Raw genomic sequence first — 19,674 nt, 5'->3', positions numbered from 1 at the left:
CGCTGACACGCCGTCGGCGACACAGCGTAGCGTTCGCGATCTTCGCGCCCGCAGCCGATTCCCCCATCGGACAGGAGGGCAGGCAAGATGGGTGGGTGACCCTCATCGATCAGCTGCCGCCGACCGCCGACCCCGACGCCCTCTACGACGCCTTCGAGTCGTGGGCCCAGGAGCGAGGTCTCACGCTCTACCCGCACCAGGAGGAGGCGCTGATAGAGGTGGTCTCCGGTGCGAACGTGATCGTGTCGACACCCACCGGCTCCGGCAAGAGCATGATCGCCGCGGGCGCGCACTTCGCGGCACTGGCCCGTGACGAGGTCACCTTCTACACGGCGCCGATCAAGGCGCTCGTGTCGGAGAAGTTCTTCGAGCTGTGCAAGATGTTCGGCACGGAGAACGTCGGAATGCTGACCGGCGACGCGTCCGTCAACGCCGACGCCCCGGTCATCTGCTGCACGGCCGAGGTGCTCGCCTCGATCGCCCTGCGGGACGGCCGGCACGCGGATGTCGGCCAGGTCGTGATGGACGAGTTCCACTTCTACGCGGAGACGGACCGCGGCTGGGCCTGGCAGATCCCGATCCTGGAGCTTCCCCAGGCGCAGTTCATCCTGATGTCGGCCACCCTCGGCGATGTCGCGATGTTCGAGAAGGACCTGACGCGGCGCACCGGTCGGCCGACGTCCGTGGTCCGCTCGGCAACCCGTCCCGTGCCGTTGTCCTACGAGTACCGGCTCACTCCGCTCACGGAGACACTGACCGAACTGCTGGACACCAAACAGGCGCCGGTCTACATCGTGCACTTCACCCAGGCGCAGGCCGTGGAGCGGGCGCAGGCGCTGATGAGCATCAACATGTGCACGCGCGAGGAGAAGGACCAGATCGCCGGCCTGATCGGCAACTTCCGTTTCACCACCAAGTTCGGCCGGAATCTCTCCCGGTACGTGCGGCACGGTATCGGCGTCCATCACGCCGGCATGCTGCCCAAGTACCGCCGTCTGGTGGAGAAGCTCGCCCAGGCCGGTCTGCTGAAGGTCATCTGCGGCACGGACACCCTCGGTGTCGGCGTCAACGTGCCGATCCGGACCGTGCTGTTCACGGCGCTGGCCAAGTACGACGGCATTCGCGTACGCACGCTGCGCGCCCGTGAGTTCCACCAGATCGCCGGACGTGCCGGGCGGGCGGGCTTCGACACGGCGGGCTACGTCGTCGCGCAGGCTCCCGAGCACGTGGTGGAGAACGAAAAGGCGCTCGCCAAGGCGGGCGACGACCCGAAGAAGCGCCGGAAGGTCGTCCGCAAGAAGGCGCCCGAGGGCTTCGTCGGGTGGACGGACAGCACCTTCGAGAAGCTCATCAACTCCGACCCGGAGCCGCTGACGTCCCGTTTCCGGGTGACGCACACCATGCTCCTGTCGGTGATCGCCCGGCCCGGCAACGCCTTCGAGGCGATGCGGCACCTTCTGGAAGACAACCACGAGCCGCGCAAGCAGCAGCTCAGGCACATCCGCCGCGCCATCGCCATCTACCGCTCGCTCCTGGACGGCGGGATCGTGGAGAAGCTCGACAAGCCGGACGCCGAAGGCCGCATCGTGCGCCTCACGGTGGACCTGCAGCAGGACTTCGCGCTGAACCAGCCGCTGTCCACCTTCGCGCTCGCCGCGTTCGAGCTTCTCGACCCGGAGTCGCCGTCCTACGCCCTGGACATGGTGTCCGTCGTCGAGTCGACGCTGGACGATCCGCGGCAGATCCTCGCCGCCCAGCAGAACAAGGCGCGCGGGGAGGCCGTGGCCGCGATGAAGGCGGACGGCGTCGAGTACGAGGAGCGCATGGAGCGCCTCCAGGACATCACGTACCCGAAGCCCCTGGAAGAGTTGCTCTTCCACGCGTACGACACGTACCGCAAGAGCCACCCCTGGGTGGGCGATCATCCGCTGTCCCCGAAGTCCGTCATCCGTGACATGTACGAACGGGCGATGTCCTTCACGGAGTTGGTGTCCCACTACGAGCTGGCCCGCACCGAGGGCATCGTGCTGCGCTATCTCGCCGGCGCCTACAAGGCCCTCGACCACACCGTCCCGGACGACCTCAAGTCCGAGGATCTTCAGGATCTGATCGAGTGGCTCGGCGAGATGGTGCGCCAGGTCGACTCCAGCCTGCTGGACGAGTGGGAGCAGCTCGCCAACCCGGCGGAGATGACCGCGGAGGAGGCCCAGGAGAAGGCCGACGAGGTCAAGCCCGTGACGACCAACGCGCGCGCCTTCCGTGTCCTCGTCCGCAACGCCATGTTCCGCCGTGTCGAACTCGCCGCCCTGGATCAGGTCGGAGAGCTCGGCGAGATGGACGCGGAGTCCGGGTGGGACGCCGATGCCTGGGGCGAGGCGATGGACAAGTACTGGGACGAGTACGACGACCTCGGCACCGGGCCCGACGCCCGCGGTCCCAAGCTGCTGCTGATCGAGGAGGAGCCGCAGAACGCCCTGTGGCGGGTCCGCCAGATCTTCGACGACCCGAACGACGATCACGACTGGGGCATCAGCGCGGAGGTGGACCTCACGGCCTCCGACGCCGAGGGCCGTGCGATCGTTCGTGTCACCGACGTCGGACAGCTGTGAGCACAGGAGAATCCAACCCATGACGAATCCGGCCGAGAAGCTCGTCGATCTGCTCGACCTCGAGCAGATCGAGGTCAACATCTTCCGCGGCCGCAGCCCGCAGGAGTCGCTGCAGCGTGTCTTCGGCGGCCAGGTGGCCGGCCAGGCACTGGTCGCCGCGGGCCGCACCACGGAGGGCGACCGTCCCGTGCACTCGCTGCACGCGTACTTCCTGCGTCCCGGTCGGCCCGGTGTGCCGATCGTGTACCAGGTCGAGCGAGTGCGGGACGGGCGGTCCTTCACGACCCGCCGGGTCACCGGGGTGCAGCAGGGCCGCACGATCTTCAATCTCACCGCCTCCTTTCACAAACCTGAACAGGCGAGCTTCGAGCACCAACTGCCGCCGGCCCGCGAGGTTCCGGCTCCGGAGTCGCTGCCCACGGTCACGGACGAGATCCGCGAGCATCTGGGCACGCTGCCCGAGCAGTTGGAGCGAATGGCCCGGCGTCAGCCGTTCGACATCCGTTATGTGGACCGGCTCCGCTGGACGTCCGAGGAGGTCAAGGGCGCCGAGCCGCGCAGCGCGGTGTGGATGCGTGCGGTCGGGCCGCTGGGCGACGATCCGCTGGTGCACACCTGCGCGCTGACCTACGCCAGCGACATGACCCTTCTGGACGCCGTCCGCATCCCGGTCGAACCCCTGTGGGGTCCGCGCGGGTTCGACATGGCGTCACTGGACCACGCCATGTGGTTCCACCGCCCGTTCCGCGCGGACGAGTGGTTCCTGTACGACCAGGAGTCGCCGATCGCCACGGGTGGACGCGGGCTGGCCCGCGGCCGGATCTACGACCTGGAGGGGCGGCTGCTGGTGTCGGTCGTCCAGGAGGGCTTGTTCAGAGCCCTGTAGGCCGGTGGTTTCTGCGCAGCAGCCGGCCGAACAGTCCGCGGGACGGTTGTGGTCCGGCGGGCACGGCGGTGGCCTGCTCCGGTGCCGGATGGGGCTGTTTCGGCGCGGGGCGAGGAGCGGGACGGGGGGCGGGCCGGTGCTCGCGCGCCGCCGCCACCTCCGCCGCCAGTTCGGCCCTGAACCAGCCGATCTCGTCCGGGTACTCCGCGGTCATGATCCGCTCGGTCAGCTGCGCGGCGGGTGAGCCGGGCACGCCGTGGGCGGGCGGCCCGGGTCGGAAACGGTTCATGTGGGAGCGCTCATAGGGGTCCGGGACGATCTCCGCGACCTGGACGGGATCGAGGAAGGCGGCCACCGCCCCGGCCTGCTCCCACGGGTCCTCGGTCTGTCGCAGCAAGAAACCGAGGTGACGTGCGCGCCAGTTACGGGGGCGCAGATCCAGGCCCTCGCCCAGCAGGTCGCGCAGTCCGGCCTCCATCCGGGCGTTGAGCAGCGGGATGTGCGCCTCGGCGGCGGCGAACTCCCGTAGCTCTTCGGCCAGATAGAGCCAGACCACGGCGCGGTATCGGTTGAGGTAGAAGGTCACCGGCGCCACCATGCCCAGCCGGGCGAGGCGGGTGAAACGGCCGGGGCTCACCTCCATGACAGCCGCGCCCTCCGCGGCTCCCACGGTCTTCACCCGCTTCCGCAAGGATTCGGGGAAGTCCTCGCTCGAATGCAGCCGCTCGACCTCGGAGCGGGGGACGCGTCGGCCTCCGCCTCCTTCGTCGGGCAGCGTGCGGATGTGTCCGAGGTGCACGGCGAGGTCGAACTCGCCTCGTTTCAGGCTCAGTTCACGGGCAGCGCGGCTCGGCGCATAGGAAAGGTCGCGTGGCTTCGTGATGGTGTCGGTCGGCATGTCCGGTCTCCCCCGTGGAGTCAGTGCTCACGCTGTGTGCGCTCGCCGTGACACAAACCGTAGCCGGTCCGGCCCGCCGCCTGCCGAGCCTGTGGATAACTCCACTGGGAACATCGAAACAGCAGGTCAGAGCTCCGATGCCGGGCTTCGCTCGGGCTGTCGGGCGTCCACGGCCAGGTGCTCGCCGACCCGGTTGACGAGCAGCGTCATCTCGTAGGCGATGTGACCGATGTCCGCCTCCGCGCCGCTGAACACACACAGGCAGCTGCCGGTGCCCGCAGCGGTGACGAACAGCACCGCGTCGTCGAACTCGACCATGGTCTGGCGCACCTGACCCGCCCCGAAGTGCCGTCCCGAGCCCTTGGCCAGACTGTGCAGCCCGGAGCAGACGGCCGCGAGATGCTCCGCGTCCTCGCGGCGCAGGCCCGTGCTCGCCCCCGTCACCAGCCCGTCGTTGGACAGGACCAGAGCGTGCCGTACGTGCTCCACCCGCTCGGTCAGGTCGTCCAGCAGCCAGCCAAGTCCCTGATTCTGCGCCATCGTTCCCGTCTCCCCGTGTGACGTCTCCTCCCTGGCCGGAGGATCTCTCTTCGCCAGCCTTCCCCACGACCGGCGTCCGGGCAAGGAGGATGGGGGCATGGCAGAGAACATGACCGACACCGAATGGCGGGAGTTCGTCTCGCACGGCACCCGCACCGAGAAGCTGTCGACAGTACGGGCCGATGGGCGCCCGCACATCGCACCGATCTGGTTCCTGCTCGACGGGAACGAGGTGGTGTTCAACACCGGTAAGACGACGGTGAAGGGGCGGAATCTGGCCCGGGACGGCCGGGTCGCGCTGTGCGTCGACGACGACCGGCCGCCCTTCGACTACGTGGTGCTCCAGGGCCGCGCCCGGGTGATCGAGGAACTCGACGAGGTGCGGCACTGGGCCGGCCGTATCGGGGCGCGGTACATGGGCGAGGAGCGGGCCGAGGAGTTCGGCGCCCGCAACGGCGTCCCCGGCGAACTGCTCGTCCGCGTCACGATCGACAAGGTTCTGGCGCAGAGGGCCGTCGCCGACTGAGTACACCGCCCGTCCCGGGGCCCGGCCGCCGGCCCCCGGAGGCGGGTCATCCCACCGAGTCGAGCAGCCGGGCGGTGTGCATCCGCCCGGCGTACTCGACCAGCCTGATCAGCACCTCCTTCCCCGAGTCGCGGTCACGGGCGTCGCAGAGGACCACGGGTGTGCCCGGGTCCAGGTCCAGGGCGCGCGAGACGTCCTCGGCTCCGTAGGACCGCGCGCCGGCAAAGCAGTTGACGGCCACCACGAACGGGATGTGCCGGTGCTCGAAGTAGTCCACCGCGGGGAAGCAGTCCTCCAGGCGGCGGGTGTCGGCGAGGACCACCGCTCCGAGGGCACCCTGCGACAACTCGTCCCACAGGAACCAGAAACGGTCCTGGCCGGGGGTGCCGAACAGGTAGAGAGACAGGCCGGAGCGGATGGTTATCCGTCCGAAGTCCATGGCGACCGTCGTGGTGACCTTCTGGTCCACGCCGTCGGTGTCGTCCACCAACTGCCCCGCCTCGCTGAGCAGCTCCTCGGTGCGCAGCGGCCGGATCTCGCTGACGGCACCGACCAGGGTGGTCTTGCCCACGCCGAATCCGCCGGCGACCAGTATCTTCAAGGCCAGCGCGGTCGTGTCGTCATCCTGGGCGTCGGAGTGCTCGGAGACCATCGATCACTTCTCTCGGGAGGGCCGGGTCAAGTCGGCGTCGTACGAGTCCGGGCAGTGGTGAACCTTCTTCCACAGCGCCCGCGGTCCTTCGATATCTACAGAGCCCGCAGTCCTTCGATCACCTCGCGCAGGATTCGTTCGTCGGGCAGCTGCGCGGGCGGCACCGGACGGCTGACGGTGACCAGGCCGAGCTCCAGGAGGTCACCGAGGAGGACCCTGACCACGCCTACGGGCAGATCGGCGCCCGCGCCCAGTTCCGCGACCGACTGGGTCTCCGTGCGGCACAGGTCGACCAGGGCGCGGTGTTCCGGCCCGAGCGCGGCGTCGTCCTCGAAGCCGGGCGCGCCAGGGTCCAGCGTGACGAGGGCGATCAGGTCGAAACGCACCCCGGTGGGGCCGGGTTTGGTGCGGCCGCCCGTCATGGCGTAAGGGCGCACCAGGGGCCCGGCCTCGCCGTCGTACCACTGGCTGCCCTGCTCGCGCATGGCGTCCGTCATGTCCTCGGTCATCTGAGTGGACCGCCTTGTGGCCTCATCCGGCGGCGGAAGGCCGGGCACCCGTGCGGGGCGCCGTGTACAGGTGCTCGCCGACGCGTTTGACCAGCCGTGCCATCTCGTAGGCGACCAGTCCTATGTCCGCCGTCACCGCGGTGAGGACGGCAAGGCAGGAGCCGTCGCCCGCGGCGGCCACGAACAGGAAGCCGTCGTCCATCTCCACCATGGTCTGGCGCACGCCTCCGGCCCCGAAGTGCCGGCCCGCGCCCTTGGCCAGGCTGTGGAATCCGGAGGCCACGGCGGCGAGATGCTCGGCGTCCTCACGGTGCAGGCCGGTGGAGGAGCCCACGGCGAGTCCGTCGTTGGACAGGACGACCGCGTGCCGCACCTCGCTCACGCGCACCACCAAGTCGTCCAGCAGCCAGTCGAGTTCGCCGGACCTCTGGGCGGCTCTCGTGCTCGGGTCCTGGATCATGCGGGGCCTCCTTCGCTGCTGTGACTGCCCGCTGTGAAATCCGGGGTGGCATCGCGGCCGGGCCGCCTGCCGCCGCCGCGGGCCCATCCGTCGCGGTACGCCGCCATGCGGTCCCGGACGAGTTCGGGGGTGCGTCTCTCGTCGTTCCCGGTGGCGGAAGCCCGCGCCGGTTCCTCAGCCGCCCGCTCCCGCAGTTGCGGGGCGAGGCTGGCCTGCCGTACCCGGCGCGGCAGGTCGTCGGAGTCCTGCGAGGAGCCGTCACGAGGGTCGTCCGAGGGGCCGTCGTCGAGGTCGTCCGGAGGACGGTGCAGACGCAAGGTGGTGGCTCCGGGAGGTGGGTTGTCTGCCGTGGCCCGCGAATCCGGGGTGGCCCGACCCGTCCCGGGAGGTTGGTCGTCGGCCGTGGCCCGGCGCTCCGTGGTGGTGCGGGCCACGGCGGGTGTGGGAGCGACCAGTGCGGGTCGGTCGGCCGAGGCGGGCGCGGACTCCTGATGCTGGGCGGCGGCGGGCACGCGCGCGTACTCGTGTTCCGCCCGCCGTTCCGCGTCCGCCGACCTGTGAGGGGCACGTTCCGTCGATCCGGCGTGCAGCAGCGCGGTGGGCAGCAGGACGACCGCGGTGGTGCCGCCGTAGGGCGAGGTTCGCAGGTGCACCTTGATGTCGTGCCGTGCGGCGAGCCTGCTCACCACGAAGAGCCCGAGGCGGTCGCTGTCGAACAGGTCGAGGGCCTCGGACTGTTCGATGCGCCGGTTCGCCTCGGCCAGGGTCTCCTGGCCCATGCCCAGGCCGCGGTCCTCGACCTCGACCGCGTAGCCGTTGCCGACGGGCTCGCCGGTGACCCGCACGCGGGTGTGGGGCGGCGAGAACTGGGCGGCGTTCTCGATGATCTCGGCGAGGAGGTGGGTGAGGTCGGCGACGGCCGCGCCGGTGACGGACGCGTCGGGCAGTTGGCGTACCTCCACGCGCGCGTAGTCCTCGACTTCGGAGACGGCCGCACGGACCACGTTCGTCAGGGAGACCGGCATGCGCCAAGCGCGGCCGGGCGCGGCGCCGGAGAGGATGATCAGGCTCTCGGCGTGCCGCCGCATCCGGGTGGTGAGGTGGTCGAGCCGGAACAGGTCGCTCAGTTCGTTCGGGTCGTCGGAACGGCGTTCCATGGTGTCGAGGAGGCTGAGTTGACGGTGGACCAGGACCTGGCTGCGGCGGGCGAGGTTGACGAAGACGCCGGAGATGCCGCTGGCGAGTTCGGCGCGCTCGACGGCGGCCCTGAGCGCGGCACGGTGCACGGTGCCGAGCGCCTCGGCGACCTGGCCGGCCTCGTCCTCCGCGGGCGGTCCGGGCGGTGCCTCGGCCTCGATGTCGATCTCCTCGCCCGCGCGCAGTTTCCGCATGGCCTCGGGGAGATTGCGGCGGGCGATCTCCAGGGCGCTGTTGCGCAGGCTCACCAACTCGACGACCAGACCACGGCCGATACGGACGGAGATCACGAGGGAGGAGGCGACGGCGAGGAGGCCGAGGAGGACGGCGGCGCCGGCCGGGGTGAGCAGACCGCGGGTGAACGGGTCGGCCCGGTCGGAGACTTCGCGTCCCGCGTCCCCCTCGATCGTCCGCATGTCGTCCTGCACACGCGCGTGCGCGTCTTCCCAGGCGGCCTGTGGTGCCGCGGCGAGCGCCCGGCCACCAGGACCCGCGTCGAGGACTCTGTCCTCGGTGGCGCCGACGGTGGCGTAGGAGCTGTCCCCGGCGAGGTCGCGCCAGGAGGCGCGTTCGGAGCCGCGCAGGTCGGCCACGGCGGACTCGGTGAGGGCACGGCGGGTGTCGACGGCGCCGGTGAACAGCCGCAGCCTCTCCCCCGACAGCCCGCCGGCCAGGCGTGCGCTGCCCAGGACGGCGTCCTCCTGGGCCAGCGCCTCGCCCGCGCGGGAGAACTCCAGCAGCACGCGCGCGTCGGAGCCGAGTTCGGCGTCCTGGATGCCGGTGAGGGCACCCCCCACACCGAAGGCACCGGCGATGGTCCTCGTGTACCGCCCGTACGTCTCGTGCCAGTCCGCTCGGTGGTCGAGTACGGCGGTGCGCAGTGAGGTCAGCCCCTCGGCGCCGGTGACGAACGTCTCGAGCCGTCGCGCCACGCCGACGGGCAGTTCCTCGCTGTCGGCGATGGTGTTGCCGTCGCCGAGCCGGAGTTTCGCCACAGCGCGGTCGGTGCGCAGGCCGAGGTTCTTCAGGTCGCCGCTCCGCCCGGCCGACGGGTCGGTCGCGTAGCGGACGGCGACCGCCCGCTCGGTCTGGAGCGCGGCCACGGCCTCCGCGACCGGGGTGCGGATCGCGGTGTCCACGCGCTGCAGCTGCCGGAGCCTGGCAATGTCCTGGGCGGTGGAGACGGTGGCGTACGCCCACAGGGCGAGCAGCGAGACGACCGGGACCATCAGCAGACAGACGATCTTGGCTCGCACCGTCCGCGGACGGATGCGCCAGCGTCCCCCGTACGCGGGAGCGTCGTCCGGTATCGCGCCCAGAGGTTCGTCCGGGTGTTCATCGGCGGGCGGTCCGGCGTGCGCGCGACGGCCGCGCACGGAGGGCTGGTGCGGCGTCTCGCCGCCGGCTTCGGGGGTCCTACGCGGTGTACGCATGGCCTCTTCGCTCGGGAGTTTGTCGGGGCGTGCCCGTGCGGGCGGGGCGGGTCCGGAATGCCGCTAGGAGGCCGCGCTCTCGACCGGCCGTTGGGCCGAGGCGGAGGCCTGACGCTCCCCCGTGGTCGGCGACAGCGCGACGAAGGCCGAGGTCAGGAAGAGGTAGGACCCGAGGCCGACGGCGAGGGGGAAGATGAACTGCATCGCCGTGGCCCCGGGCAGGGTTGCCCCCGAAGGGGCGACGCGCACGCTCACCGCGAACATGCCGGTGTAGTGCATGCTGCTCACCGCCGCCCCCATGATCAGGGAGGCGAGGGTGACGGCGACGGGTGACTTGATGTTCAGGGCCGCCCACAGGGCCGCTGTCGCCGCGACCACCGCGATCAGGACGGAGAGCCCGACGAGCGCGGGGTCGTACGTGACATCGCCGTGCAGGCGTACCGCGGCCATGCCCAGGTAGTGCATGCTCGCCACGCCGAGCCCGGTGGTGAGCCCGCCGAGGAAGAGGGCGCGGGTGCGGTCGCGGCCGTAACCGACGGCGAAGACGCCGGCGCAGACGACCAGCATGGCGACAAGCAGGCTCACGATGGTGAGCGGCACGTCGTAGCGGATGTCGGTGCCGCTGACGCTGAAGCCGAGCATGGCCACGAAGTGCATGGTCCAGATCCCGGTGCCGATCGCGGAGGCGGCGGTGATCAGCCAGTTCCGGCGCGATCGTCCGGTGGCGCCGAGCGCGCGGACGGTGCAGCGCAGCCCGAGGGCGGCGCCTATGCAGGCCATCACGTACGACAGCACGGGGGTCAGCCACCCGAGGGCTGCGTGGTCCAGGTGTCCCATGGCCCCGGGACGCTAGTCGGGGCAGGGGCGCACAGAGGGGGCACCTTTCGAAAGCTGCTGGAATCTGGCGCAGAGGTGTAGCTGAACGATCGCGGCACGCTCGAACATGTGCACCCGGCTGTCATCCGTGTCGGTGAGGGATCATGCGGGACATGAGCGACGACCACACACATGTGCAGGAGTTCTTCACCGCCCGTGCCGCCGACTGGGACAGGCGGTTTCCCGATGACGGCCCCGCCTACGCCGCCGCGGTCGCGGACCTCGGGCTGCGTGCCGGAGACCGCGTGCTCGACGCCGGCTGCGGCACCGGGCGCGCCCTGACGCCGCTCCGAGCGGCCGTGGGGCCCTCGGGAGTGGTCGTCGGGGTGGATCTGACCCCGGCGATGCTGGAAGCCGCCGTACGGGCCGGTCGGGACCGCGACGGGCAGTTGGTGCTCGCCGACGTGGCCGTGCTGCCGCTGCGCTCTCAGTCGCTCGACGCCGTGTTCGGGGCGGGGCTCGTCTCCCATCTGGCGCATCCGGCCGAGAATCTGCGGGAGTTGGGGCGCGTGGTGCGTCCCGGCGGGACGCTGGCGCTGTTCCACCCGATCGGCAGGGCGGCGCTGGCCGCTCGCCAGGGTCGGCGGATCACGCCCGAGGATCTGCGCGCGGAGCCCAACCTGCGTCCACTGCTTGCCGGTTCCGGGTGGCGCATGACTTCGTACGTCGACGCGGACGACCGGTTCCTGGCCCTGGCCGTCCGCGAGGGCTGACGGCCTTCGTCCGGGGACCGCGAGGGCCGCGTCCGTCGGCCTGGCAGGCGGTCAGTCGGTCAAGTCGGTGGAGACGGCCGCCGACGGGCCCGCGTGGCGTACCGGACAGCCCCGCACGCCCGGGACGGGGCGGGTGCCGAGGTCCTCCAGCCGATAACCGTTCGGGTAGCTCTTGATCTCCCAGTTCTGCCGCGCGTGATGGGGCGCCCTGCGGGGTGGCAGCAGCCGGACCGCTCGTCCCCGCATCCGGACCGCGCTGCGGACGAGGTCGCGGGTGACAGGGCCCGGAGGTGTGTAGCGGAAGGCCTTCAGGAGCGGTTCGTCGAGCAGGGCGAGCGTCGAGGCGCGCAACACGGGGGCGAGCGGGCGCGGGTACCAGGAGGCCATCAGGGCGAGCGTGGCGTCCGAGACCCGTCGCGCGCCCTCGTCCCAGGCGAAGTGCGCCTCTTCGTAGGCGTCGAGGCAGGTCTCGAACTCCTCGTAGGACCCCGGCACGTCCTTGATGCCCAGGTGCCGCCCCAGGGTGCGGTAGTGGACGGCGGACGCGACGATCTCGTGGCGGGACAGCCTGCGCCAGGCGTAGGCGTCGATCCAGCGCCTGGGAACCACGACGAACGTGCAGAGCACGTACCGCATGTCGTCGTTGCTGATGTCGTAGCTGCGGTGCATCTGGTTGACGCGGCGGATCGCGGTACGGCCCTGTTCACTGCCGAAGCCGTGTTCGACGATGGCGTCGAGGAGCAGTGTCGTGTCGTCGTAGCGCTTCTGGGGCCGGTCCGTGAGCTCCGTGGTCTCGGCGAGCAGCCGGCCGATGCCGGGCACGGCGTAGGTGCGGTACAGGGCCAGTTCCAGTGCGCGGGTGAAGTCCCAGGGAAACTCGTACGCGGAGGAGAGGCGATAGATCTCCAGGGCGTCTTTCTCCGGGTCCATCCTCCGGATCTGTTCGAGCCGCGCGAAGCGCTTCACCGCGCCGTCCCCCTTCTGCCACCGAAGCTTCAACTCTACGGTGAGTAGCAGGAGATGCACGACCAGTCAGGGCAACCAAGAGGGCAACCGAGGGGGAAGGTGGTCAGTATGTGGGGCAGGGTCCGCGAGTCGGGTGCCAGATTCCGCAACGCCTTGCGCACCGAGGCGAAGACCGGCCGGGATGTTCGCTCGCACAACCTGTTCGAGGCCGCGGCCGCCTATGTCTCGGCCTGCACGGAGGACGACCAGGAACGGATCGACGAGGCAGCGGGCTGGGTGTCCCCGGAGGCCCTGTCGTTCGGGGTGAACGAGCTGGCATGCCGGGCCGTGATCGCACTCGCGAGGGAGCGGGACGAGTCGCCTCGAACGGTGGCACGCGCCCTGCTGGGGCTCCCGGCGGCCTGACGTGTCGGCGACGGATGGTCGATTCGCCCCGTCCGGCCGGAAAACCGCAGCTCCCGTCGAGCAGAGGAATCGTGACAAGCGCCTTCCGGGCGCACTAGGGTGCGCGCTTGGACGAACCGATGGGGAGGCTGGGATGGCCGGGACGGACGAGGACACCGTCGCCGCCGCGGACGACGCGCTCTATGTGCTGACGGCGGTGCTGCTGACGCCGGCGAAGTTCCCGAGCGTGCTGGGCGACGACTATCCGGAGGCCTGCGCGGCGCTGGGGCTCGCGCCGATGGCCGACGGATACGGTCTGGTGCTCGGTCAGGACGGCGACGGCTCCAGGTGGACGGTCGTCGTCGACGACGTGTCGCTGGTCGCCGTCGCCATCGCGTCCTGGGACTGCGGCATGGAGCACGACCTGTCGCCCGACGAGCGCACGGTGGTCGCCGCGCTGCCCGGCTGGCCGCTGGCGGTCGCCGTGGCGGCCCCGGGCGTCCCGGCGCCGCACGATCCGGGCCCCGAGGTCGCGGACTCTGCCCCGCTGACGCCGCCGGACACCTCCAGGTGGGGACCGGCGCAGCGACGGCTGGGCGCCGACGAGATCGCGCTCCAGTGGGCGATCTGGCGGGAGCAGCTCGACGACGCGGAGTTCCCGAGCCCGGGCGGAGGGGACACCCCCGCCTCCGGGAACGGCGAGTCCGCCGATGCTCCCGAGGAAGGCGCCTCCTCAGGGGACACCGGAAGCGGGCAGGTTCCGCGGCAGGACCGGACGCAGGGTGGCCACAGTGGCATCCGGCGCGTCCTCGCGGAGGCGCGTGCCTACGTGGACGCGCCGCCGCCGCTCGGCCGGGTCAGGTCGTCGTTCGCCCCTGGGGATGCGCGGACCCTGCGCGCCGACGGTCCCGGCTGGTCGCTCGTGGCGCGAACCGACGACATCGCGTTCGTCCTCCTCGACGACGAGCCCGGCGAGGTCCTGCCGGTGGGCCGGGGGCCGGAGCTGCCCGGCCTGCTCGAGGCACTCGACAAGATGGCCGTACGTCCGCTGTGAGGCGTGTCGGCCGGTCGCGCCCCAGCGGCCGGTACGCACCTCGACGGGCGGTACGGCCCTGGCCGGACCGGCTGTGGTCCGACAGTCCGCCGCTCGCGGACCATGCCGTCGGCCGGTCCGTGAGCGGCGATGTTGCCGGCTCCCGCGCGGGGCCGGTCCGGGCGCGACCGGTCGTCAGCGGCGGAGCTCCTTGCGGGAAACACGGCGCAGCCTGCGCCGCTGTGAGGGGTCCAGCGTGAGGTATGCGGCCGCGGGGACTCCCAGGATGATCAGGAGCGCGGCCCACCAGGGCAGCCAGATCAGCAGGATCAGCCCGACCGCCACACCTCCTGCGGCGATCTTCGCGTTCTTCGACATGTGCGTCGCCTCCTTCGCGGCCACGGCCGCTCTCTGTCCAGAAGAACGGGTCCGTGCCTCCCACGGTTCCGGACCGTGACCCTGAGATGCCCCTGAGACATCCCTGACAGGCACCCCTAGCCGGCCCGCAGGGGCTCCCCCACCTCGTGCATGTGGCGCAGGGCCTGCCGGTAGGAGTCGACGAACCCGGTCTCCGCATAGGTGATACCCAATTCCCTGCAGTGGGAGCGCACAAGGGGCTGGGCGAGTCGCAGATGCGGGCGGGGCATGCTGGGGAAGAGGTGGTGCTCGATCTGGTAGTTGAGTCCGCCGAGGAACCAGTCGGTCACGATGCCGCCGCGGATGTTGCGCGAGGTGAGCACCTGGCGGCGCAGGTGCCCCCAGGGTTCGCTGTTGGTGTCCGGCATCTCCATGCCCTTGTGGTTGGGTGCGAAGGACAGCCCCAGATGCAGACCGAAGAGGGCCTGGTGGAGGGCGGCGAACGCCAGGGCCCGACCGGGCGGCATCGATGTGAGCAGCAGCGTCGCGTAGCCGACGAGGTGGCCGACCAGCAGTACGGCCTCCACCCGGCGCTCCCCCGGCGGCTGGCGGCGCAGATCCTGGAAGCCATGGATCTTCAGGGCGATCCCTTCGAGGAGGGTGAGCGGAAAGAACAGCCAGGCCTGGTATCGGGTGAGCCGGCGCCGGAAGCCCGTCCGTTCCTTCGCCTGCTCGCCGGTGAACACAAGGACGTCGGCGGCGACGTCGGGATCCTTGTCGATGTGGTTGGGGTTGGCGTGGTGCATGCTGTGCTTGTGGTTCCACCAGGAGAAGCTCATCCCGAGCAGCAGGTTGCCGTGGACGAGGCCGATGACGCGGCCGGCCCTCTTGTCGCCGGTGATCTGCGCGTGCCCGGCGTCGTGGCCTATGAAGGCCGTACGCGCACCGAGTACGGCGAGCACGGGGGCGAGGAGCAGAACCCACCAGGAGCCGCCGAGCACGGCGATGCCTGTGACCACGCCGGTCAGGGCGAGTGCGTTGAGGGCGATGACGCGCGCGTACCAGCCGGATCGGCGTCGCAGGAGGCCCTGGCTCTTGACCGCGCGCAGTAAGGGCGTGAACTCGCTCGAGGCCGGCGGCGGGCCAGAAGTGTCCCGTGGTCGGAGTGCGAGGGGTGGCGTGGTCTGGGGCATGTCGGAGCTCCGGCTCTCTCAGGAAAACGCGCTGACCTGAGGAAACGTACGCGTTGGTGACATACGGCGACCATGAGGGCACCCCCCGTGTAGCTGCGGGGGCCAGCACCGCGTGGCAGGGGGGCTGATGCCACCCCACCGCGAAGTGACCCAGGTCGCGGTCAACCCTTGCCAGGAAGGCCGCTCGAGTGCTGTATCCTCGGCGACTCTGACTCGGTAGTCAAATTTGAGGAATACGACATAGTTGTGCAGAGGATTTCCCCGGCAACACCGTCCCAGCTCTCCGAACTGGCCACCTGCTGCGCCGTGTTCGTGCCCGGAGACCCGGCCCGTACCGGCACCCTCGCATTCTGGCGGCCGGACGGCAGCGCCCCGCCCGGAGTGGCGTCGGGCCCGGTCGAGGACCTGACCGTGGTGCTCCCCGGCAGCGAGGGAGTCGAGCGGGTGATCGTGCCCGCCGTCCGGCTGTCCGTAAGTGCCGCTGTGCCGGTGCTCACGCGCGCGCGTGCCGTCGTCCACGCGGACCGCGGGACCCTCTTCTGGGGGACGGCGAGCGTGCTCGCCCTGCACTTCCTCGCTCGCGGGCTGCTGTTGCCCGGCCTGTCCGAGGACGATCACGACGCCTGGCGCGTGGGGCCGTTGGGGGCGGAGGACGTCGAGCGTGTCCGCCGGCTAGCCGCCGCCATGCCGCCCGAGGCGCACGCCGTACCGGTGGACGGCGCCGGGCCGCCGCGGCTGCCCGATCCCGAGCGGCTGTTGCGCGCCTTCCTGGACGCGGTCGCCGACTCCCTGCCCCGCTCTCCGGCGGCCCCGCTGGTGACCGGCGGCCCCGCGTATGCGGCGCGGGAGCCACAGCACCTGCCCGGGCAGCGTGCGTGGGCGGCGGATGTCGCCGCGGGTCACGACGCCGGCGTGCGGCTCTCACTGCGGGTCGAGGTGTCCGGTCTGGCCGCCGAGGCGCAGGACGAAGCGGAGTTGGCGTTCAGAGCCGTTCCGCAACTGCACAGCGTGAGCGATCCGGCGCTCGTCGCGGACGCCGCCGAGGTGTGGAAGGACTCGGCGGGCGCGGGCGACGGCTTCGGTCCGCGCGCGCGGATGGACGCCCTGCTCGCGCTCCGCCGCGCGGCACGGGCCTGGCCGCCCCTGACGCCGTTGCTCTCGGCGACCGTGCCGGAGGCCGTCGACCTCGCCGACGAGGAGATCACCGAACTCCTCGGTGCGGGCACCCAGGCCCTTACCGGCGCCGGAGTCGAGGTGCACTGGCCGAAGGAGCTGGCCCGCGAGTTGACCGCCCGCGCGGTGGTGGGTCCGCCGGACCACGGGCCGGGACCGGACAGCATCTCCTCGGACACGCCGTCGTTCCTGTCCGCCGACGCCCTGCTCGCCTTCAACTGGCGGTTCGCACTGGGGGACCAGCGACTCACACGCGAGGAGCTGGACCGTCTCGCCGAGGCCAACCGCCCCGTGGTGCGGCTGCGAGACCAGTGGGTCCTCGTCGATCCCCAGGAGGTGCGTCGGGCCCGCACCCAGCAGGACCGCAAGGTGACCCCCATCGACGCGCTGGGCGCGGCGCTGACGGGCTCCACGGAGGTCGACGGCCGCCGGGTGGACGTTCATCCCACGGGGTGGCTGGCGGCGCTGCGGGAACGGCTCACGGACCCCGAGGCGCAGGAGCCGGTCGGGCAGCCGGCCGCGCTCGACGCCACGCTGCGGGACTACCAGGTGCGCGGCCTGAGCTGGCTGGCCCGGATGACGTCCCTGGGCATGGGCTGCTGCCTGGCCGACGACATGGGGCTCGGCAAGACGATCACGCTGATCGCACTGCATCTGCACCGGCAGACCGACGCGGCCTGCGCCGGGCCGACCCTCGTGGTGTGTCCGACGTCCCTGATGGGCAACTGGCAGCGGGAGATCGAGAGGTTCGCGCCCGGCACGCCCGTGCGCCGCTTCCATGGTGCGCGTCGCAGTCTGGACGCCCTGGCGGACGGGGAGTTCGTACTCACCACGTACGGCACGATGCGCCTGGACGCCGAACGGCTCGCCGACGTCCACTGGGGCCTGGTCGTGGTGGACGAGGCCCAGCACGTGAAGAACCCGTACTCGGACACCGCCCGCCGGCTGCGCTCCATCGAGGCACGCGCGCGCGTGGCGCTCACCGGAACCCCGGTGGAGAACAACCTGTCGGAGCTGTGGGCGATCCTCGACTGGACGACCCCGGGCCTGCTGGGCCGGCTCGGCACGTTCCGCACCCGGTACGCGCAGGCCGTCGAGGGCGGCCAGGACCCCGCCGCCGCGGAGCGGCTCACCCGCCTCGTGCGCCCCTTCCTGCTGCGCCGCCGCAAGTCGGATCCTGGGATCGCCCCGGAACTGCCGCCCAAGACCGAGACCGACCGCGCGGTGTCGCTCACCACGGAACAGGCCGGTCTCTACGAGGCCGTGGTGCGAGAGACGCTCGCGGAGATCTCCGGCGCGGACAGCATGGTGCGCCGCGGACTCATCGTGAAGCTGCTGACGGGCCTGAAGCAGATCTGCAACCACCCGGCGCAGTTCCTCAAGGAGGACCGACCGAGGATCGTCGGACGCTCAGGGAAGCTGGAGCTCCTGGACGAACTCCTGGACACCATCCTCGCCGAGGGAGCGGGTGTCCTGGTCTTCACGCAGTACGTCCGCATGGCACGCCTCATCGAGCAGCATCTGGCGGCCCGCGGCGTGGCCTCGCAGTTCCTGCACGGAGGCACCCCGGTCCCCGGGCGCGAGGCGATGGTGCGTCGCTTCCAGGACGGCGAGGTCCCCGTCTTCCTGCTGTCGTTGAAGGCGGCGGGCACGGGGCTGAACCTCACCAGGGCCGAGCATGTCGTGCACTACGACCGCTGGTGGAACCCGGCGGTCGAGGCGCAGGCCACCGACCGCGCCTACCGCATCGGCCAGACCCGGCCCGTGCAGGTGCACCGGCTGATCACCGAGGGGACCATCGAGGACCGCATCGCCGACATGCTGGCCCGCAAGAAGGAGCTCGCCGATGCCGTGCTGGGCGCGGGCGAGGCGGCGCTCACGGAACTGACGGACGGGGAACTGGCCGATCTGGTCGAGCTGCGAGGGGACGGACGATGACCGCGGACGAACATCTGGAGCGCACGTTCGCCGCGTTGCCGCCCGCGCACGGCCGGGGCTTCGCTCAGTCGTGGTGGGGACAGGCCTGGCTCAAGGCGCTGGCCGACACGGCACTGGACTCCGCGCAGGTGAAGACGGGCCGAAGGCTCGCGCGCTCGGGAGCGGTGGGCACGGTGTCGGTGCGCCCGGGACGTATCACGGCCGTCGTTCATGACCATGACGGTACGGTGCACCGGGCCGACGTCCTGCTGGCGGAGTTGTCCGAGGAGCAGTGGGACCGCTTTGCCGACATGGCCGTGGAACGCGCGGGACACGTCGCCGCGCTGCTGGACCGCGACATGCCCCCGCATCTGGTCGAGGACGCGGCCGCGGAGGGGATCGAGCTGCTGCCGGGGATCGGTGACCTGGAGCCCGAGTGCGACTGCGGCGCCTGGGACCACTGCGGGCACACGACGGCCCTGTGCCATCAGGTGGCCCGGCTGCTGGACCAGGACCCCTTCGTGTTGCTGCTGATGCGAGGACGCGCCGAACGTCCCCTGCTGGACGCCCTCCAGGAGCGCAGCTACGCCCCCGTCCAGGAGAGTGCCGAGCCGCCAGGACTGGACGCCGCGGAGGCGTACGCGGCCGGGGGCATCCTGCCGCCGCTACCCGCCGTGCCCGAACTTTCCGCGGAGCCGGGCGTACCGCCGTCCCTGGACACCGAGGCCCGGCCCGCGCCCGGAATCGATCCGGCAGCCCTGGAGTTCCTGGCCGCCAGGACCGCCGTCGAGGCTCATCGTCTGCTCGCCGACGCGCTCAGGGTGCGGTCGGAACCCCAGGTTCCGGAAGCGGAGTTGACGGTGGCCCAGGACGCCGTCCGCCTCGCTGCGGGCGCCGCGTCGGCGAAGGCCGTCGCTTTGGCGAAGGGCGTCGCTTCGGCGAAGGCCGTCGCGGACCGGCTCGCCGACGGGTCCGGGCGCGGCAGGGAGCAACTGGCCCATGCCGTGCGCGCCTGGCGGTACGGCGGTGTGACGGCCCTGTCCGTGTACGAGGAGGAGTGGACCGTGGAGGGGGAAACGCTCGCCCGCGCGCGTGCCGCTCTCGACTCGGCCTGGGAGGACGACGAACGGCCGACACTGCGGGCGACGAGCAACCGCTGGACGGTCGTCGGCTCACCGCGCCAGCTGCGCCTGGGACGGGACGGCCGCTGGTGGCCGTACCGGAAGGAACGCGGCCGTTGGGTGCCGGCGGGCACCGCGGCCCAGGACCCGGCGACGGCGTTGGCCTCGATCGGGCGTGCGGACATCGAGCCTGCCGAAATCGAGCGTGCCGAAGGGGAAGAGACTCGCTGA

General features: G+C 71.2%; 18 protein-coding genes. 8 read left to right on the top strand and 10 right to left on the bottom strand.

The genetic code is table 11. The annotated features are described in order from the left end of the window. Positions 1–95: 95 nt before the first annotated feature. Both OHA64_RS42290 and OHA64_RS42285 read left to right on the top strand, forming a co-directional pair. On the top strand, positions 96–2,609 hold the full coding sequence (locus OHA64_RS42290; RefSeq protein ID WP_405622499.1) for a DEAD/DEAH box helicase: 2,514 nt from the start codon (positions 96–98) through the stop codon (positions 2,607–2,609). Between the two features lie 19 nt (positions 2,610–2,628). Continuing rightward, entirely contained in the window at positions 2,629–3,495 is an 867-nt protein-coding gene (locus OHA64_RS42285) for an acyl-CoA thioesterase (RefSeq protein ID WP_405622498.1), read from the top strand. Here OHA64_RS42285 and OHA64_RS42280 read toward each other — a convergent pair. Further along, positions 3,482–4,393 (bottom strand): DUF6397 family protein, encoded by a 912-nt coding sequence (locus tag OHA64_RS42280; protein WP_405622497.1) that lies wholly within the window; start codon positions 4,391–4,393, stop codon positions 3,482–3,484. The genes OHA64_RS42285 and OHA64_RS42280 overlap by 14 nt on opposite strands. 126 nt (positions 4,394–4,519) lie before the next feature. Next, on the bottom strand, positions 4,520–4,933 hold the full coding sequence (locus tag OHA64_RS42275) for a roadblock/LC7 domain-containing protein (RefSeq protein WP_405622496.1): 414 nt from the start codon (positions 4,931–4,933) through the stop codon (positions 4,520–4,522). A 97-nt stretch (positions 4,934–5,030) separates the two neighbouring features. Here OHA64_RS42275 and OHA64_RS42270 point away from each other — a divergent pair, with 97 nt between their 5' ends. Next, positions 5,031–5,459, top strand: coding sequence for a PPOX class F420-dependent oxidoreductase (locus tag OHA64_RS42270; protein ID WP_405622495.1), 429 nt, complete (start codon positions 5,031–5,033; stop codon positions 5,457–5,459). Positions 5,460–5,505: 46 nt separating this feature from the next. On the opposite strand, the gene OHA64_RS42265 is transcribed toward OHA64_RS42270, so the two are convergent. From OHA64_RS42265 to OHA64_RS42245, 5 genes are all read right to left on the bottom strand, one after another. Continuing rightward, a complete protein-coding gene (locus OHA64_RS42265; protein ID WP_405622494.1) occupies positions 5,506–6,111 on the bottom strand; it encodes a GTP-binding protein in 606 nt (201 codons plus the stop codon). Positions 6,112–6,206: 95 nt separating this feature from the next. Beyond that, positions 6,207–6,620 (bottom strand): DUF742 domain-containing protein, encoded by a 414-nt coding sequence (locus OHA64_RS42260; protein ID WP_405622493.1) that lies wholly within the window; start codon positions 6,618–6,620, stop codon positions 6,207–6,209. Positions 6,621–6,642: 22 nt separating this feature from the next. Further along, the gene (locus tag OHA64_RS42255) at positions 6,643–7,080 is read right to left on the bottom strand and encodes a roadblock/LC7 domain-containing protein (RefSeq protein ID WP_405622492.1); all 438 of its coding nucleotides are present in this window, start codon (positions 7,078–7,080) and stop codon (positions 6,643–6,645) included. Beyond that, positions 7,077–9,710, bottom strand: a complete 2,634-nt coding sequence (locus OHA64_RS42250; RefSeq protein ID WP_405622491.1) for a nitrate- and nitrite sensing domain-containing protein — start codon at positions 9,708–9,710, stop codon at positions 7,077–7,079. The genes OHA64_RS42255 and OHA64_RS42250 overlap by 4 nt, the downstream gene beginning before the upstream one ends. Before the next feature lie 63 nt (positions 9,711–9,773). Next, a complete protein-coding gene (locus OHA64_RS42245) occupies positions 9,774–10,547 on the bottom strand; it encodes an MHYT domain-containing protein (RefSeq protein WP_405622490.1) in 774 nt (257 codons plus the stop codon). 152 nt (positions 10,548–10,699) lie between these two features. On the opposite strand from OHA64_RS42245, the gene OHA64_RS42240 reads away from it, so the two are divergent. Then, positions 10,700–11,299, top strand: coding sequence for a class I SAM-dependent methyltransferase (locus OHA64_RS42240; RefSeq protein WP_405622489.1), 600 nt, complete (start codon positions 10,700–10,702; stop codon positions 11,297–11,299). A gap of 51 nt (positions 11,300–11,350) precedes the next feature. On the opposite strand, the gene OHA64_RS42235 is transcribed toward OHA64_RS42240, so the two are convergent. After that, complete coding sequence (locus tag OHA64_RS42235) at positions 11,351–12,265, bottom strand: oxygenase MpaB family protein (RefSeq protein ID WP_405622488.1); 915 nt, start codon at positions 12,263–12,265, stop codon at positions 11,351–11,353. 108 nt (positions 12,266–12,373) lie between these two features. Between OHA64_RS42235 and OHA64_RS42230 the strand changes: the two genes are divergently transcribed. Both OHA64_RS42230 and OHA64_RS42225 read left to right on the top strand, forming a co-directional pair. Next, positions 12,374–12,670 carry a hypothetical protein gene (locus tag OHA64_RS42230; protein WP_405622487.1) on the top strand — a complete coding sequence of 99 codons (297 nt, stop codon included), beginning with the start codon at positions 12,374–12,376 and terminating at the stop codon, positions 12,668–12,670. A gap of 133 nt (positions 12,671–12,803) precedes the next feature. After that, the gene (locus tag OHA64_RS42225; RefSeq protein ID WP_405622486.1) at positions 12,804–13,703 is read left to right on the top strand and encodes a hypothetical protein; all 900 of its coding nucleotides are present in this window, start codon (positions 12,804–12,806) and stop codon (positions 13,701–13,703) included. Positions 13,704–13,877: 174 nt separating this feature from the next. Here the strand turns inward: OHA64_RS42225 and OHA64_RS42220 are convergent, their stop codons facing one another. Next, a complete protein-coding gene (locus tag OHA64_RS42220) occupies positions 13,878–14,060 on the bottom strand; it encodes a hypothetical protein (protein WP_405622485.1) in 183 nt (60 codons plus the stop codon). 116 nt (positions 14,061–14,176) lie between these two features. Next, complete coding sequence (locus tag OHA64_RS42215; protein WP_405622484.1) at positions 14,177–15,232, bottom strand: fatty acid desaturase family protein; 1,056 nt, start codon at positions 15,230–15,232, stop codon at positions 14,177–14,179. Positions 15,233–15,478: 246 nt separating this feature from the next. On the opposite strand from OHA64_RS42215, the gene OHA64_RS42210 reads away from it, so the two are divergent. Further along, on the top strand, positions 15,479–18,343 hold the full coding sequence (locus OHA64_RS42210) for an SNF2-related protein (RefSeq protein ID WP_405622483.1): 2,865 nt from the start codon (positions 15,479–15,481) through the stop codon (positions 18,341–18,343). Continuing rightward, positions 18,340–19,674, top strand: coding sequence for an SWF or SNF family helicase (locus OHA64_RS42205; protein WP_405622482.1), 1,335 nt, complete (start codon positions 18,340–18,342; stop codon positions 19,672–19,674). The genes OHA64_RS42210 and OHA64_RS42205 overlap by 4 nt, the downstream gene beginning before the upstream one ends.

Origin of the sequence: Streptomyces sp. NBC_00076 (assembly GCF_045041235.1) — a bacterium.
GTDB lineage: Bacteria > Actinomycetota > Actinomycetes > Streptomycetales > Streptomycetaceae > Streptomyces.
The sequence above is the reverse complement of the archived record's forward strand: the minus strand, read 5'-3'. Positions and strand labels throughout refer to the sequence as shown.